This is a genomic window from Nonomuraea solani (genome assembly GCF_900108335.1).
GTDB classification, from domain to species: domain Bacteria; phylum Actinomycetota; class Actinomycetes; order Streptosporangiales; family Streptosporangiaceae; genus Nonomuraea; species Nonomuraea solani.
In genome coordinates this window covers 1,282,329-1,298,996 of sequence record NZ_FNVT01000001.1, presented here as the reverse complement: position 1 = coordinate 1,298,996, position 16,668 = coordinate 1,282,329, and the positions used below count along the sequence as shown (strand labels likewise).

At 71.3% G+C, this 16,668-nt stretch carries 14 protein-coding genes; 5 read left to right on the top strand and 9 right to left on the bottom strand.

The window, feature by feature from the left end:
• Window positions 1-11 precede the first annotated feature (11 nt).
• The gene (locus tag C4V41_RS05695; RefSeq protein WP_103954617.1) at window positions 12-962 is read left to right on the top strand and encodes an endo alpha-1,4 polygalactosaminidase; all 951 of its coding nucleotides are present in this window, start codon (window positions 12-14) and stop codon (window positions 960-962) included.
• Window position 963: 1 nt separating this feature from the next.
• On the opposite strand, the gene C4V41_RS61685 is transcribed toward C4V41_RS05695, so the two are convergent.
• The 8 genes from C4V41_RS61685 to C4V41_RS05655 form a co-directional block, all read right to left on the bottom strand.
• The gene (locus tag C4V41_RS61685; RefSeq protein ID WP_160150179.1) at window positions 964-1,470 is read right to left on the bottom strand and encodes an LppU/SCO3897 family protein; all 507 of its coding nucleotides are present in this window, start codon (window positions 1,468-1,470) and stop codon (window positions 964-966) included.
• A gap of 11 nt (window positions 1,471-1,481) precedes the next feature.
• On the bottom strand, window positions 1,482-3,341 hold the full coding sequence (locus tag C4V41_RS05685) for an ATP-binding cassette domain-containing protein (RefSeq protein ID WP_103954615.1): 1,860 nt from the start codon (window positions 3,339-3,341) through the stop codon (window positions 1,482-1,484).
• Window positions 3,338-5,128, bottom strand: coding sequence for an ABC transporter ATP-binding protein (locus C4V41_RS05680; protein ID WP_235029914.1), 1,791 nt, complete (start codon window positions 5,126-5,128; stop codon window positions 3,338-3,340). The genes C4V41_RS05685 and C4V41_RS05680 overlap by 4 nt, the downstream gene beginning before the upstream one ends.
• Window positions 5,129-5,213: 85 nt before the next feature.
• Window positions 5,214-6,233, bottom strand: a complete 1,020-nt coding sequence (locus C4V41_RS05675) for a radical SAM protein (protein ID WP_235029913.1) — start codon at window positions 6,231-6,233, stop codon at window positions 5,214-5,216.
• A gap of 56 nt (window positions 6,234-6,289) precedes the next feature.
• Window positions 6,290-6,442, bottom strand: coding sequence for a hypothetical protein (locus tag C4V41_RS61680; protein ID WP_160150178.1), 153 nt, complete (start codon window positions 6,440-6,442; stop codon window positions 6,290-6,292).
• Window positions 6,443-6,447: 5 nt separating this feature from the next.
• Window positions 6,448-9,162, bottom strand: coding sequence for a class IV lanthionine synthetase LanL (gene lanL, locus C4V41_RS05670; RefSeq protein WP_160150177.1), 2,715 nt, complete (start codon window positions 9,160-9,162; stop codon window positions 6,448-6,450).
• Between the two features lie 598 nt (window positions 9,163-9,760).
• Complete coding sequence (locus C4V41_RS05660) at window positions 9,761-10,138, bottom strand: roadblock/LC7 domain-containing protein (protein WP_103954763.1); 378 nt, start codon at window positions 10,136-10,138, stop codon at window positions 9,761-9,763.
• Between the two features lie 20 nt (window positions 10,139-10,158).
• Complete coding sequence (locus C4V41_RS05655; protein WP_146103551.1) at window positions 10,159-10,950, bottom strand: hypothetical protein; 792 nt, start codon at window positions 10,948-10,950, stop codon at window positions 10,159-10,161.
• A gap of 98 nt (window positions 10,951-11,048) precedes the next feature.
• Here C4V41_RS05655 and C4V41_RS05650 point away from each other — a divergent pair, with 98 nt between their 5' ends.
• The 3 genes from C4V41_RS05650 (at window position 11,049) to C4V41_RS05640 (ending at window position 14,437) form a co-directional block, all read left to right on the top strand.
• On the top strand, window positions 11,049-11,414 hold the full coding sequence (locus tag C4V41_RS05650; RefSeq protein ID WP_103954611.1) for a hypothetical protein: 366 nt from the start codon (window positions 11,049-11,051) through the stop codon (window positions 11,412-11,414).
• Between the two features lie 421 nt (window positions 11,415-11,835).
• Entirely contained in the window at window positions 11,836-13,227 is a 1,392-nt protein-coding gene (locus tag C4V41_RS05645; protein WP_103954610.1) for an MDR family MFS transporter, read from the top strand.
• Between the two features lie 193 nt (window positions 13,228-13,420).
• The gene (locus tag C4V41_RS05640; protein ID WP_103954609.1) at window positions 13,421-14,437 is read left to right on the top strand and encodes an NAD(P)H-dependent flavin oxidoreductase; all 1,017 of its coding nucleotides are present in this window, start codon (window positions 13,421-13,423) and stop codon (window positions 14,435-14,437) included.
• Between the two features lie 5 nt (window positions 14,438-14,442).
• Here the strand turns inward: C4V41_RS05640 and C4V41_RS05635 are convergent, their stop codons facing one another.
• Complete coding sequence (locus C4V41_RS05635) at window positions 14,443-15,204, bottom strand: FadR/GntR family transcriptional regulator (protein WP_235029912.1); 762 nt, start codon at window positions 15,202-15,204, stop codon at window positions 14,443-14,445.
• A 137-nt stretch (window positions 15,205-15,341) separates the two neighbouring features.
• Between C4V41_RS05635 and C4V41_RS05630 the strand changes: the two genes are divergently transcribed.
• Complete coding sequence (locus tag C4V41_RS05630; RefSeq protein WP_103954607.1) at window positions 15,342-16,628, top strand: ABC transporter substrate-binding protein; 1,287 nt, start codon at window positions 15,342-15,344, stop codon at window positions 16,626-16,628.
• Window positions 16,629-16,668: the final 40 nt, after the last annotated feature.

The window sequence follows — 16,668 nt, the reverse complement described above, 5'->3', positions numbered from 1 at the left end:
AGAGGGTGAGCATGTCGGTACGGTTCAGAACGCTCATGACCCGGTTCGCCGTGGTCACGGCCCTGGCGCCGGTCGCGGCGGCCGGCCTCGCGGTGCCGTCCCAGGCCGAGTCGGCGGCGATTTGGCGGCCTCCGGTGGAGAGCCGCTGGCAGTACCAGCTCCAGGGCGGCAAGACCTTCGCCTCGACCGGCGGCGTCAACGTCGACATCTGCGAGGTCCCGCAGAGCGGCGGCGCGTGCGTGCGGCCGACCGTGTTCGACATCGACCTGTACGCCGCCGAAGAGGCCGCCGGCAACAACAGGACGCTCAACACGGCCGCCGTCAAAGCGATCCACGCCCGGGGCGCCAAGGCGATCTGCTACGTCGACGCGGGCTCGATCGAGGAGTTCCGCCCCGACTACCAGCAGTTCGTCGACTGGCACAAGAAGAACGGCAACTCCCTGCTGGGCAAGCCGTTCAGCCCCGAGTTCCCGAACGAGCGCTGGGCCAACATCAACAACGACAAGGGCCAGCGCGACTTCCTGCTGAAGATGATGGCGGCCCGGGTCGACAAGTGCGCGCAGGCCGGGTTCGACGGCGTCGAGTTCGACGTGGTGAACGCCCACGAGGAGGGCAAATCCGTCACCGGCTGGAACGTCTCCCCCGCCACCCAGCTCGTCTACAACCGGGCCCTGGCCGGCCTCGCGCACGCCAAAGGCCTGTCGGCGGCCCTGAAGAACGACCTCAGCCAGGCCGCCGAGCTGGTGTCGAGCTTCGACTACGCGGTCAACGAGGAGTGCTTCCAGTACGACGAATGCGAGGAGCTGTCGGTCTTCGTCAAGGCGGGCAAGCCGGTCTTCCACGTGGAGTACGAGACGTCGCCGGCGAGCTTCTGCGCCGAGTCGAAGACGCTGAAGTTCAACTCCCTGAAGAAGCCGGCGGACTACTCGCTGTTCGACAAGCCGTACAAGCCGTGCAGGTGAGTCACGGCCGGTCGGCGCAGAGCGTGAGCGGCGGGGTCCGGTACACGATGGCGCGCGGCAGCACGTCGGGCGTCTTGGTCCAGTTGGGGACGTCGTCGCCGCAGACCGAGGCGTCGGCGGCCCCGTCGGCCACCTTGGTGACCCGGTAGGTCGCCGCCGCTCCGCAGGCCACCTTGGACACCTTGCCGGTGGGGAAGCCGATCTCCTGGTAGAAGCAGTCGCCCTGTTTGGCGTTCAGCGTCAGGCACAGCCGGCTGCGCGATCGGCGGCTGCCGACCAGGACGTATCCGTTGGTGATGTCGTCGCAGCTCCCCGCCTTCTTGATCACCTTGTAGGCGGCCTGCGGAGTGGTGCACGGGACGAGGCGGAAGTCCTCTAGTACGGTCTTGCCGCCCTTTCCCCGCGCTTCGAGGCAGGATCCGAGCTCGGCCCTACTCGGGTCGTCCGGGGCGGCGCAGCCCGTGACCATCAGGAGCGCGCAGGCAAGTCCCACAGTGAGGCGGATCATGACACGGCAACCTAGCCGGTACGCCGGACGCCCCCGCTCACTTCCGGATTCGTCGAAGCGATCCAGTGCCCCACCAGGCCGGCGTACATGGCCGAGGTGGCGAGCAACTCCTCGTGGGACCCGGTCGTGCCGTCCAGGAGCAGAATGCGCCGGGCGCGGCGGGCGGAGCTGATGCGGTGCGCGATCACCACGAGCGTGCGGCCTGCGAAGGCCCTCTCGGCTCGCGCCTCGGCGACGGGGTCGAGGTGGCAGGTCGCCTCGTCGAGCACGACCACCCGGGCGGCGGACACGTGGACCCGGCAGAGCGCGATCAACTGGCGTTCCCCGGCCGACAGCTCCGGCCCGCCGACGCCCAGCGCGGCGTCGTACCCGCCGAGCCGGTCCACCAGCGGCCGCATCCCGAGTGCCGCCACGGCCTGGCCGAGCTCGGCCGTCGTCGCGTCCGGGCGCAGGTAGGCGAGGTTCTCGCGGAGGGTTCCGGTGAACACGTACGCCTCCTGCGGGATCAGCGCCACCGAGCGGCGCAGGTGCGCCGCGTCGATGTCCGCGACGGCGACCCCGCCGAGCCGGACGGTGCCGCGCCGCGGGACGGCCAGGCCGGCGAGGAGGGAGGCGAGCGTGGACTTGCCGATCCCGCTGGGCCCCACGATCGCGAGGTGTTCCCCCTCGGGGATGCTCAGCGTGAGATCGTCGATCACCGGCTCGGCTCGCGGCCCATAGGCGAAGGTCAGCCCGGTCACCCGCAGCTCACCAGAGCCTGGCCGAGCCGCTCCCCTCGGTCCAGGCGTCTCGGGAACGGCGGCGCTCATCTCGGAGCGGGCCGCGCTCGTCCCGGAGCGGGCCGCGCTCGCCTCGGGAAGGGCGGCGCTCGCCTCGGGAAGGGCAGCGCTCGCCTCGGAGCGGGCGGCGCTCGTCTCGGCGATCCGGTGCAGGAGCACGCCCAGTTGCCGGCTCCACGTCGCGACGGTCCCGGTGAGGGCGCGCAGCGCCGGATCCAGGGTGCCGACCAGGTAGGTGATCGCGCCCACGAGCGCGCCCGAGGTCAGCCGGCCGGTGCCGAGCAGCCAGGGCGCCAGGGCCAGGACCAGGATCACCGGCACGACGCCGCCGATCGCCATGATCGTCGATCGCGCCGACGAGGTCCGCGCCATCGCGAGCGCGGCCCGCGCCTCCGCCATGACCGCCCGGTCCACCAGGTCGCGCGCGGTGCCGGCCGCGCCGCAGGCCACCACGTCGCGCAGGCCCTCGACGACGTCCGTGACCGTCCGCGCCATCGTCTCCTCGGCCAGGATCATCTCGCGCTGACGTACGGCCAGCGCCCGCGACAGCCACGCGAACAGCGCCAGGCTCGTCAGGATCAGCGGGACGGCGATCGCCGCGACGATCGGCGCCAGCGCGACCAGCCCGGCCAGGGCCAGCACCAGCGACGCGACGGTCGGCCGCAGCGTCCGCAGCAGCGCGGCCACCAGATTCCGGACGGCCTCGGTCTGGCCGCAGATCCGGGCCACCACGGAGCCGTCCCCGCGCTCGCCCCCTTCCACCGCGCGGCGTAAGGCAGTCGTGACCACCATCCTGACCAGCGCGTCCCGCAGCGGCTCGACGATGGCGGCCAGCCACGGGAACGTGTTGCGGGTCGCCAGCGCCTGAACCACCATCGCCAGCCCGAGCACCCCCAGCCACCCGAGACCGATGAGCGGCCGGCCCGCCAGAAAGCCCCGGTCCAGCGCGCCGGCCACGGCGATGCCCGACAGCAGCGCGGGCAGCGACTCCACGACCGACCAGCCGGCCAGGAAGGCGATCGCTCTGCGCCGCCGGGCCAGCTCCCCGGTCAGCAGCCGCCATCCGGCCCGGCTCACCACGCGGCCGGTCATGCCGGCTCCCGCGGCACGGCCTCGCCGAACAGAGCCCGGTAGTCCGGCTCCCGCCAGAGCAGGTCGTGCGGGCCGGTCGCCCGCACCCGTCCGTCCTCCAGCCATACCACCAGGTCGGTACGGGCGGCGGTGGCGGCCCGGTGCGCCACGACGATCCGCGTACGGCCGGCCAGCAGGCGGGTCAGCGTCATCGTCACCTCGGCCTCGGTCGCGGTGTCGAGGCTGGAGGTGGCGTCGTCGAGGATCAGCACCCTGCGCTCCCGGACCACCGCCCGGGCCAGGCCGAGCCGCTGCGCCTCCCCGCCGGAGAGCGGCACCCGGTCCAGGGCGGTGTCGTAGCCGTCGGGGAGCCGCCTGATGAAACCGTCCGCCGACACCCGGAGCGCCGCGAGCTCCACCTCCTCACGGGACACGTCCACGGAACCGTACGCGATCATGTCGTGCACGGTGTCCCCCAGCAGCGCCGGCCGCTCGAACGCGTACGCCACGGCGCGCCGCAGCTCCTCGGGGCACACCTCGGCCACGTCGGCGCCGTCCAGCAGCACCTCGCCCCGATCGGGCCTGAGCAGCCCACCGGCCAGCGCCGCGAGAGTGGACTTGCCCGCTCCCGACCGCCCGACAACGGCGACCGCGAGACCGGGCGGAATATCCAGATCAACCCCATCCAGCACGGCCCCGCCACCGGCACAGACGCTCACCGACCCCTCGTCCCGGGCATCTATGGCCACCGATCCACCCAGCACGGCCCCATCCCGGGCGTGGACGGTCACCGAGCGGAACGTGATCGCGCCGGGGCCGTCCGGGAGCGCGCGGGGGCCGCCCGGGCCGGCGGGCAGGGACAGGACCTCCGCCAGCCTGGCCGTCCCGACCCGTACGTGCGCGAGGCCCATCAGCGGGTCCACCACGTTGAGCAACCCCAGCGCGATGGTGACATATCCCGCCACCGCCACCCACGACCCCGCCGTGATCCGCCCGTCCGACACCCCGACCCCGGCGACGGCGAGCACCACGACCTCGGTCAGCGGCGCCAGCAGCCCCACCTTCCACACCGTGCGACGCTGGGCCTCCCAGGTCGCCCGCCCGGCCGCGCCCAGCTCCGGCAACGGCGCCAGGACCCGCTCCACCTCCCGGTCCAGAGTCCCACCGGCCTGGATCGTGCGCGCCCCAGTCAGCGCCTCCACCAGACGGGCCGACAGATCACCCTGGAGCCGCCGGTAGCTCCTCATCAACCCCGTCGTCTCGGCGACGAACCGCCGGACGAGCACCGTCGCGACCGGTACGCACACCACGAACGCGACCGCCAGCCACCAGTCGATCAACGCCAGCGCCACCAGCCCACCGGCGGAGAGCGCCACCGCGCCCAGCGCGGACAGCACGATCGACACCAGGTTCGCCGCCTCGGACGCCGACACCAACCGGCTGCCGACGTCACCGGAGGAGAACCGGCGCCGCCCCGGGATCCCCGCCTCCAGCACCCGCCGGATCACGCCCCGGCGCAGGGACACCTCGACGGCGATACCACCCGCCGCGGCCGCCCAGACCTCCAGCGCCCCCGTCAGCAGCGCCGCCCCAATCAGACTCCCCAGCCAGACCAGCCCCGGCGCCCCACCCAGGGCCGCGTCCACCGCCCGGGCCAGCGCCGCCGGGAACGCCAGCGCGACCGCGATCCCCGCCACCCTCGACACCACCGAAACGACCGTCCACCACGGCGCCCGGCGGACCGAGTAGAGCAGCACACGCGCGGGCGTCCCCAGCTCATGCGCGGTGAGCCCGCGACCGCCTTTCACACCGGCCCCCCGCAGTGGTCGCCCATCACACCGGCCCCCACGCGGTGGTCGTGCTTCACCGGCCCCCACGGGCGCCGGGCGCGCGTCACGCCGGCTCTCTGCGGTCGATTCGGGCCCGCACGGCGTCGGTGCCGAAGCGGTAGTCGATCCGCCGGGCCGCTTCCGCCCATTCCCGCATGGTGAGCGCCGGCGACAGCGCCTCCACCACGAACGGATCACTCCACCGGGCCCTGGCCCGCCGCCAGAGGACCTCGGCCGGCTCATCCAGGATGTTGCCCACGGTGCCCTCGTAGATGGGCATCGCCCGTACCTCTCCGTCCGGCTCGATCTGGAGCGCGTTGAAGACGACGCCGCGCGCGATCAGCTCGGGATGCATCTGCAGGATGCGGTTGTCGGTGGTCTCGATCGTGACGGAGCCGGGCGCGCTCGCCCGCAGCCGGCGCGCGTGGCCGGGATCGTTCAGCAGGCCGAGCTGCTCCTCGGTGAGCAGTTCGAACCCGGGCCGGCTAGCCAGCCCGCCGGGAACGGCGGCCCCGAAGGAGAGGAACCCCAGCTCGGGGAACTGCGGCGCGATGACCCGGCAGAACTCCTCCATCTGCGAAAAGTTGCTCCGCAGCAGCACGCAGTCGATCCCGAAGGCCGGCCCCCGGGATCCGCGCTCGGCGCTGACCTCGTCCAGCAGTCGCAGCGCCCGCATCGCGCGGGCGAACGACCCTTTCCTGCCGCGGATCCGATCGTGGGTCTCGGGCGTCGCCCCGTCCACGCTCACCACCACCCGGGCGCCGAAGCCGGCCAGGCGCAGCGCGAGGTCTCTGGTCATCGGCCAGCCGCCGGTGTACAGGACGACGTCCAGCCCCGCGCCCGTCATCCGCCCGGCGATCTCGGCGATGTCCCTGATGAGCAGGGGTTCCCCACCGGCGATGGCGACGCCGCGCGGGCGCATGGCCACGATGGCGTCGGTCACCCGCAGCATGTCGGCGTCGCTCAGCCGCCGGGAGGGCCGTCTGCCGGATTCGGAGTAGCAGTGCACGCAGCGCAAGGGACAGGCATAGGTGACGTCCCAGATCACTTCGTCGGGCGCGGCGCGCTCCGGAACCATGTCCATGACCCGATCTCCTGAGAAAAGAGGGGTGGCCTGGGCCGGCCACCCCTAGGGCCGCGTCACGGCCTGATCGTGAAGGTGCACGTGTCGTGCGTCAGGCACGTACGGCTGGGAACGCACGTACCGGGCTCACAGGTGTTCGTCGCCGCGCACGGGTAACGACCAGTGGCGTTCGACGACATCCGCTCCAGCGCACTGATGTCGGTGGCCATCTTCCTCACCTCCCTTCACTGACGGCCGTCATGGATCGACCGGCATGGACGAGGCGTCCATGCGGCGCTCTCAGAGCCCGATCGAGCAGCAGCTCGTCGAGCATCCACGGTCTGGGACCGCCGTGGCGCAGCCGGAGCAGGAAGGACACGGCACCGCCGAGGCCGGTGTTGTAGCCGGTGTGGACCGCGACGCCGGAGTCGTCGGGCAGCACCATGAGCCCGTCGCGGAGGGTGTTCCGCGCGTACATGGCGGTGGCCAGGTCCGCCGCCCAGTCGCGGTAGCGCCGGTCACCGGTGAACTCGGCCAGGTCCAGGAGGAAGTCGCCGTCTCCGGACAGGCCGTGGCAGGAGCTGACGCCCGAGTGCCAGCGGCCTCGGCGGATCGCCGTTGCGGCGGCCTCCGCGAGCTCCCGGTGCCGCTGCCGCCCGGTGACCGCCCACGAGCGGATCAGGAAGGTGCCGGCCCCGGAAGCGCCGCTGCACCAGTGCCGCAGCCGGTCGTCCGCCTCGTCCGCCAGCTCGCCGCTGGGCCACCAGGCCGCGTCTCCCTCGGTGATGGCCACGGCCGCCACCGTCTCGGCGGCGCGCCGGGCGGCCTCCAGGTATTCGGCGCGGCCGGTGGCCAGCCCGGCGTACAGCATGAAGGTGCCCGCCCCGGCGACGCCGTGCGCGAACCCGTAGTGGACGAGTCCGGCCAGCGTCGTGTCGAACGTCTTCGGGATGGGCCACACGAGCAGGCCGTCCTCCCGCTCGCGCGCCGCCTCCAGGACGCCGTCGGCCGCCTGTGTGAACCGGTCCATCAGCTCCGGGTCGCCGGTGGATCGCCACAGGTGGAGCTGCAGCAGGCCCGCGCCGGTGGCGCCGTGGCAGATGTCGTGGTTGGGCCACCGCACCGGCACCTTCTTGGCCAGCTCGACCGCCTGCGCGGCCGTCTCCTCGTCCCCCAGCAGGCGGGCGGCGTCGTACAGCGCCCAGGCCGTGCCCGAACGGCCGAAGTACAGCCCAGGAAGGAGACGGGGGATGCCGGACAGGCGCGGCCGCATCCAGCCGGCCACGTCCGCGACCCCGGCGAGCAGCTCGGCCTGACCGAGCACCTGGGCGCCGCGGGTGAGCACGCTCAGCACCCCGCCCGCTCCGTGCTGCACGTTGAGGGGATCGGTCGCCGCGCCGAACTCGTCCGTCGTCCACAAACGAGCGCCTCGCGGGTCCATGGTGCGCAGAATGTGCCGCAGCCCATCGGTGATCAGCCGGTCGATGGGGGGCGAAAAGGTGTTCACGACCTCGGCGGGATCGGCGGCCAGGAACTCGCGCGCCCGGCTCAGCGTCCACCGCTGTTCAGGATCGTCCTTCGTCAGGCCCAGCACCAGCGGGGACAGCCGCCGCAGCACCGGCATGTCCGCGCCGAGGAGACCGACGAACTCGGCCAGCCGCCCCTCACCCCGCCGGTCGGCGGGCTCGTCGGGGGCCAGCAGCGGGTCCACGGCGGTGGCCAGGTAGACGAGGGTCGCCCCCAGCCCGAAGAGATCCGCCCGCCGGGTGGGCGCCGGGCCGATCGCGGCGGCCGACACCTGCTCCGGCGCCGCGTACCCCTGGGTATAGGCCCGGTACGCACGAGAGCCCTCGGGGACCACGAGCTCCAGATCGATCAGGCGGACCCGGCCCTCCGGCGTGACCATCAGATTGTTCGGGTTGAGATCGCGCAGCACCAGGCCCTGCTCGTGCACCGCGGCCACGATCTCCACGAGCTGCCCGGCCTTCTCGATCACGTCTTCCGCCGCCGGCTCCCGCGTGGCCCACTCGCGCAGGGTGACTCCCGGCACCCGCTCCTGGACCAGGAACAGATTGTCCTGCTGGGTGACCATGGTCACCTTGCGGGGCGTGAATCCCAGCGGGCCCAGCCGGTCGAGCATGTCCGCCTCATGGCGCAACCTGTCCCGTGCGTCCGTTCCGTCCAGCAGGCCCAGGACGTGCGGTCTCGCCTGCTTCAGCACGACGTCGCCGCCGGTCCGCCGGTCCGTGCCGCTGTAGACCCCGCCCCGGTACGACTGCCGGACGGCCTCCCGGACCTCGAACCGGTCCCCGACCAGCACGGCCTCCGGCACGCCTGACGGAGCCTCGGGCTCCGGCAGCGGCGGCCTGGCCCAGGGCGGAGGGTCGTACCAGGCCAGCCGCTCGTCCTTGCGCCGCTCCCCGTCCGGGCCCACGACCATCGACTCGAAGCTGCCGTCGTTGGTGAGCACCGGCTCGGCCGCGAAGACGCCGTACCGGTAGTGCACGAGGCTGCCGGGACGCAGCGGCCGATCCGACAGGACCACCGGGCCGGGCAGACCGGCGGTCACCCGGTCCAGCTCGGCCGCCAGCCGGCGGAACTGCTCGTCGCCGTCGGGGTAGACCGTGATGAACTTCCCGCCGCCGCCACGGTCGCAGTTGGCCGACAGCAACATGCCGAGCTGCTCCAGCCCGCGGGCGAACTTGAACGCGCAGCCGTCACGTACCAGCACCTCGGCGGCGCGGGCCAGCACCACCGGCGCGGACAGTTGCGTCGCCGAGAGGTGCAGCTTCCACCCCTGGCCGGCGCTGCGGTGCCCGGGAGGCGTCAGCAGGCACCAGAAGTCACCCGGCTCGACCGTCCACGCCCTGGCCTCCTCCCGCGCCAGCACGGCCCGGGCCACGTCCATGAGCAGTCGGGAGTCGTCTATTTCGGTCTCGCTCGGGCGCATCACGTCTCCTCCCAGCGGATGGCGACACCTCAGCCGGAAGACGTGACATGTCGTGACATGACCCGTGCCATGCCGTGGAACGGCCATGGAACACCGAGCGCGGAAGCCTAGGGATCGCCGCCCTGCCATCGACGCTCTTCACTGACAGGTCTAGGGAGGGGACCCTTGGTCTGGGGCTTCTTCCGGCTTCCGTGGCCACCGGTCGTCTCAGGACAACACCACGTGGGGGACGAACCGGGTCGAATCGCCAGTGCCCGAGGTGCGGCCCGGCGCGACGGTGACATTCCGGTTCGACGACACCGCTCCGGCCACGGCCGGCACGTACGCGTTCAGCCGGCAGACCGTCCGGAACGGGGCCCGCCGGCTCGGCCATGCCGGCCCGTCTCAGCGGCCCGTCCCAGCGGCCCGTCTTAGCGGCATGGCGAAGGCCCCGCGCAGGCAAGTCGGCGACGTGGAGAGCCGGCAGGTGGCGCAGGGCTGCGCACCCGGGTGACCCCGGCCACCCTGGGTCAGCGGGGCGTCCCCCAGGGCGCCCCGGTCAGTTGAGGCCGCCCTCGGTGAGCCACAGTCGGTTGAGGCCGCCCTCGGTGGGCCCCGGTCAGTTGAGGCTGCCCTGGGTGAGGAGAGCGTCCAGGCGTTCCACGGTGGGGCGGGACTCGACGTGCAGGCGCGGCACGTCGAGGCCCTCGTCCGCGAGGACGGCCAGCAGGCCCATGCGGCCGACCGCGTACACGATGACATAACCGCCGCGGCAGCGGATCACCACCTCGCGCAGGTCGCCCATGCCCACCTCCGCCCCGGTGCGCTTGCCGAGGCCGAGGGTGGCGGCGGCCAGCGCCGAGAGGACCTCGGGCCGGGCGCCGTCCGTGTCGGCGACCACGAGCAGCCCGTCGACGGTCGCGACCGCCGTCTCCATCACCCCCGTCACCTGGTCGCGGAGGGAGCGGAGCTCCGTGAGAATCGGGTTCTGTGCCATGATCACGACTTTCTCTGGTGCTATTCCTGTGGATCCTCGCCGCCCCGCGGCCTGCTCGCCGTCGCGTTGTGGCGCGGGAGAAGCGGGAGACGCAACGAGTCGTCGTCAAGGGTGGGTTCGTCTTCTGAGGGCGGCGGCGGGTCGGTGACGACGAGTCCTTCGCGGGCCATGTCGGCGATCTCCTGCATGACGACGAAGAGGCCCTGGCCGAGCGTGAAGGCGATGTCGCGGGGTGTACGGCGGCCGTTGGCCTTGGCGAGCACCGACTGGCGCAGCGCGTCGGGCCTGATCGGCGACTCGGCCGCGGCCCGCGCCGCCGCGGGCCGGCACTGGGGGGTGACGCCGATCTCCTGCCAGCCCGCGGCGATCTCCAGGCGCCGGGCGGTCTCCCGGTCCAGTCGCTCGATCGGGATGCCGGGCTGGACCAGCAGGTTCGGCAGCAGGTCGCCGGGGCCGAGCGGCTCCATCGTGCCCGCCCCCGCGCCGAACAGGGCCATGGCGAACAGCGCGTCGAACGTGGCCATCAGGCACACGACCTCCAGGCCCGCGCTCCCCACGCTGCCACGATCGACCAGTTCGGGGCCGACCCGGCCGGTCGGGGCGCCCGCGCTGAATGCAACGTTCCAGTCGTCCTCGCTCACCCGCCCGGAACGGAGCAGCAGGGATTCGGGCCCCGGCGAGGCGGGAGTGGTGGCCGCGATGACCCGGCCGAACCGCAAATAGACCTGGCCACCGGGGCTGCCCTCGACTTTCAACCGGCCGGAGGACGCCGCCTGCCTGCCGTTTCGCAGTATCGAGCCTAAGGGGCTCAAGTCGTCGACCTCTCGCGCTGGCACTTTGCGGCCCTTCACTATCCGGGGCCACAAGGGTACTTTATGTCCCGGCACGCACAAAAGGCAGAAAGAGTCACATGAACATTGAGACCGCACTAAAGAACGCCATGGCCATCGAGGGCGCTCTGGGCGCCGCGCTCGTGGACTACGGGAGCGGCATGGCCCTCGGCACCATAGGGGGTGGGCGCGAACTTGATCTTGAAGTCGCGGCGGCCGGAAACACCGAAGTGGTAAGGGCCAAACTGCGCACACTGGCCTCACTCCAGCTCGACGACGAAATCGAGGACATCCTCATCACGCTGAAAAGCCAGTACCACATCATCCGGCTTCTCAGCACGCCTGGTGGGCAGCTTTTCCTCTATCTGGTTCTCGACCGGGAACGCGCCAACCTGGCGCTCGCTCGGTTCAGTCTGCGGCGTATCGAGGGCGAAATCGCGCTCTGACATGAATGGTCACTGATTTCTGACGATAAATGTGTTGACGGCGGCCCCGGGGTGGCTGTGGCGCCGTGCAGCGTGGACCGGTCTCGACTCCCGCTCGAAGATCGGCACGCCGCCGGCCGGAGGCCGGGCCGCCACGAAGGGTGCGTGAGGCGTTCGCCCAGGTCGCACGATCAGTGGATCATGCACCGTTGGTGAAAACCGGGTGACATTTCGCCCCATATGGCGGAATGCTGGGCGTGGCCGATGAGTTTTGTCAGTGGCGCCGGTCAGTCTGTACGTGACGACAACGTATGAGACAAGAGACCGTGACGCCGGCCATGACCGCGTTTCACCCCGCAACCCCGATAGAGGTGCCGTGCCCAGCCCCCAGCTAGACTCACCCGCCAAGCCCGCGACCGCCGGTTCGGGTCGCACGCCTGCCGTGATCCGGCTGCTGGTGCTCGCCACGTTCGTGGTCATTCTCAATGAGACGATCATGATCAACGCGATCCCCCGGTTGATGACGGCCTTGAGCATCACCGAGCAGACCGCGCAGTGGCTCTCGACCGCCTTCATGCTGACCATGGCCGCGGTGATCCCGATCACCGGCTGGTTCCTGCAGCGGGTGTCCACCCGGACGGCATATTCCGTCGCGATGGGCCTGTTCCTGGCCGGCACGGCGCTGGCCATCGTGGCGCCGACGTTCGAGGTGCTGCTCGGCGCCCGCATCGTCCAGGCGTCCGGCACGGCCGTGATGATGCCGCTGCTGATGACCACGCTGATGCGGGTGGTGCCCGAGGAAGACCGGGGCAAGGTGATGGGCAACGTCACCCTGGCCATGTCGGTCGCGCCCGCGATGGGCCCGGCGGTCTCGGGCGTGATCCTGCAGTTCGGCTCCTGGCGCCTGCTGTTCGCCGTGGTGCTCCCCATCGCGGCCCTGATCGCCTGGCGCGGCCTGAAGCGGCTGGAGAACATCGGCGAGCCCCAGTTCAGCAGCATCGACTGGTTCAGCGTGGTCACCGCCGCGGCCGGCTTCGGCGGCCTGGTCTACGGCCTCAGCCGGTTCGAGGGCGGTGACGCCGGCTTCGCCGCCACGATCGTGGTGGCCGGGCTGGCCACCATCGCCGTCTTCGTCTTCCGCCAACTGTGGCTGCAGAAGCGCGGCGTGCCGCTGCTCGACCTGCGCACTCTGCTCAACCGCACCTACACGATCGCGCTGATCATGATGTCGCTGGCCTTCATGGCGATGCTCGGCTCGATGATCCTGTTGCCGCTCTACCTGCAGAGCGTCCGCGGCCTCAGCGCCCTGGAGACCGGCCTCCTGGTGATGCCGGGCGGCCTCGCGATGGGGCTGCTCGGTCCGACCGTGGGCCGCCTGTTCGACAAGTTCGGCGGCCGGGTGCTGGTCGTTCCCGGCGCGTTCGGCATCATGCTGTCGCTCGCCGGCTTCACCCAGGTCTCGATGACGATGCCCTACTGGCAGATCCTCGGGCTGCACGCGCTGCTGATGGTGGGCCTGGCCGTGACCTTCACCCCGGTGTTCACCCTCGGGCTCGGCGCGGTCCCGCCGCGGCTCTACTCCCACGGCAGCTCGATCCTGAGCACGCTGCAGCAGGTCGCCGCCGCCTTCGGCACCGCGCTCGTGATCACCGTGATGAGCGCGCGAGCCGACGGCCTGAAGGCCGAAGGCGTCACGGAGGCGATGGCCAACCTCGGCGGCATGCAGCTCGCCTTCATCATCGGCGCGGTGCTGTCCGTGGCCGTGGTCGTCACCGCCCTGCTCCTCCCGGCCCGTGCCGACAGCACCGCGACGCTCGAAGAAGAGCCCGCGTGACGCGCGGCCGCCGCACGGGAAGAGGGACCCGCGTGACAGGGACCCGCCTGACAGGGACCCGCCTGACAGGGACGACCCGCGTGACAGGACCCGCGTGACGCGCGGCCGGTAGCGGACAGGCCCACGGGGGCGTCTGGGCAATCCGTCCGAAGGGCAGCACGATGGACGGAGAGTCTCAAGGAAGGACGCCGCCATGTCCGTGCTGTCCACCCGGCTTACGGCGAAGTACGCCAACCCGTACCCGCTCGCCTGCGCAGGAATGGCCTTCGTGGGCGAGACGCCCGATCTCGCCGCGGCGGTCACCAACGCGGGCGGCATCGGCGCGATCGGAGCCGGGCTCATGCCGCCCGACCAGCTCAGGGCGACCATCCGCGAGGTCCGGGCCCGGACCGGCGGGGCGCCGTTCAACGTCAACCTCATCAGCTTCTTCAGCACCGCCGAGCAGGTCGAGGTGATCGCGGAGGAACGGGTGCCGATCGCCTCGTTCCACTGGGGCCACCCGCCGGCGGACCGGCTGAAGCTGCTGCGCGAGGCCGGCGTGTCGGTGTGGGAGCAGGTCGGCTCCGCCGACGCGGCCAGGCTCGCCGTGGACGACGGGGCCGACGTCGTCATCGCCCAAGGCTGGGAGGCCGGCGGGCACAACTACGGCGGCCTGCCGACCATGGTCAACGTGCCCGCCATCGTGGACGCCGTGGGCGAGCGCGCGATGGTCCTGGCCGCGGGCGGGATCACCGACGGCCGCCAGGTCGCCGCCGCCCTGTGCCTGGGCGCCGACGGGGTGTGGGTCGGCACCCGGATGGTCGCCTCGCGCGAGGCCCGCGTGCACCCCGAGCATCACCGGCGGCTGGTCACCGCCACGGGAGAGAGCTCGGTGCTCACGTCGATCTTCGGGCCGGAGTGGCCGAAGTTCAACCCGATGCGGGTCCAGCGCAACCGCGTGGTCTCGGAGTGGGACGACCGGCTGGCGGAGATCCCGGCCGATCTCGACTCCCTGGATCAGGTCGGCAGGACGGTCGTCCAGGAGGAGGAGACGCCGATGCGCAAGTTCGGCCTGCTGCTGCCGGTTCCGGAGACGGAGGCCGACTGGGAGGAGATGCCCTGGCTGATGGGACAGGGCGTCGGCCTGATCCACGACATCAAACCCGCCGCCGAGATCGTCAGGGACATGATGGAGCAGGCCGAGCGGGTGCTGACGGGCTTCAGAGCCTGAGCGGCCTACGCGTCCCCTGGGTCGGCGGTCTGCGCCCACATCGTCTTCATCTCGTCGAACCCCTGCTCCATGATCCCCACCATGGCCTCCCTGGCCCGCTGGCCGTCGCGCCGCTGGATCGCGTGGGCCACGTCGGTGTGCAGTTGCAGCGCCCGCTCGTGCGGGTGGTGCGGCATCAGGTGGTAGTGGTGACGGCCGGCGAGCACCTCGGCGACGATCAGTTGCAGCTTCGCGAACATCTCGTTGCCGGAGGCCGCCAGCACCCGCCGGTGGAAGTCGATGTCCAGGTCGAGGAAGCGCGCCTCGTCACCGGCCTTCCCGGCGGCCCACATCCTGGCCGCGAGCCCCACTAACTCGCTCGCCTCGTCGTCGCCGACCCGCTCGGCGGCCAGCCAGGCGGCGTGCGGCTCGATCGCGGTCCGCAGCTCGGTGATCGAGCGCAGTTGCGCCATGCGCCCGTCGGAGGCGAGCCGCCAGCGGATCATCTGCGGATCGAAGACGCTCCACGCCTCGGCGGGCTGGATCATGATGCCGACCCGGCGCCGGGTCTCGATGAGCCCCATGGACGCGAGCACCCGCAGCACCTCGCGGATGACCGAGCGGGAGACCTGATAGCGGTCGACCAGGTCTTCGATGCTCAGGACCGAAGCAGCGGCCACGTCGCCGCTGCAGATGGCGGTGCCGAGGTGGTCGAGGACGCGTGCGTGCAGCCCAGCCTCGGCAGGGGCGCGCTGGGTGGGTGCACCCTCTGGGGAGGACTGGTTCACGTCACAAAGCATATCAGTTAGACCTCCACTCTTGAATAAATCAGCTTTTTGGGCCTAGCATCCCGACATTAAGCAGATGTTAAGTACGTGTGGCGCTCTCCCGGGGGGCGGCGGCCATGACAGAAAGGCGAGATGACATGCGACGACGTCGATCGATCATCGGTACATCTCTGGCCGTGGTTGCCGCCATGAGCCTGTCCGCCTGCGGCGGTGGCGACGACGGCGCCTCGTCCAAGACGGTCCGGGTCACGCTGGCCAACCACGTGTGGACCGAGAACATCAAGGCGGCGCTGCCCGCGTTCGAGAAGCAGAGCGGGCTCAAGGTCGAGATCACCCAGCTCGGCGAGGACCAGCTCTCCGACCAGTACAACGTCAAGCTGAACGCCGGCTCGTCCGACATCGACGTGATGATGTACCGCCCGCTGCAGGAGGGGAAGCTCTTCGCCAAGAACAAGTACCTGGCCGACCTGACGGACCAGGTGAAGGCGCAGGGCTGGGACTTCAGTGACTTCCAGGCCGGCCCGGTGGAGGCCACCACGTACGAGGGCAAGCCGGTCGGTGTCCCGATCATTACCGAGCAGGAGGTCCTCTACTACCGCAAGGACCTGCTGGAGAAGGCCGGCCTGAGCGCGCCGCCGAAGACCCTCGACGAGCTGAAGACCGCCGCCGCCAAGATCAAGGCGGCCGACCCGAGCGTGGCCGGCTTCGTGGCGCGTACCGGGAAGTCGGCGGCGGTCACCCAGTTCTCCAGCTTCCTCTACAGCTTCGGCGGCGACTTCGTCGACGGCGGCGGCAAGTCCGCGGTCGGCAGCGAGGCGGCCAAGCAGGCGTACGCCTACTACGGCGGGCTGATCAAGGACTCCGGCCCCGCGAACGTCAGCACCGACATGGGCTGGCCCGAGGCGATGGCCATCTTCACCCAGGGCAAGGCCGCCTTCTACACCGAGGCGAACTCGCTCTACAAGAACGCCACCGACCCGGCCAAGTCCAAGGTCTCGGACGACGTCGGCTTCGCGCCGTTCCCGGCCGGGCCCGCGGGGTCGAAGCCGTACAACATCCCGTCGTGGGCGCTGGGCGTCAACGCCAGCTCCGAGAACACCGCCAACGCGTGGAAGTTCATCGAGTGGGCCACCGGCAAGGAGCAGACGCTCGCCCAGCAGAAGTCCGGCGTGCCGGGCGCCCGCACGTCCGTCTGGGCGAACCCGGAGGGATCGTCGACCTTCCCGAAGGACCTGGTGGAGGCCATCGCGGCCAGCACCAAGGACGGCGTGGGCCATGACCGCCCGCTGGTCGTGAAGGTCGCCGAGGCCCGCGAGATCGTCGGCCAGCCGATCGTCGACGCGATCACCGGCAAGGACGCCGCGGCGGCCGCCGGTACGGCGAACACCGCGTTCCAGAAGTTCCTGGACGACGAGGCCAAGTAAGCGGACGCGGGTGACGGGATCGAGCGCCCGTCACCCGCCC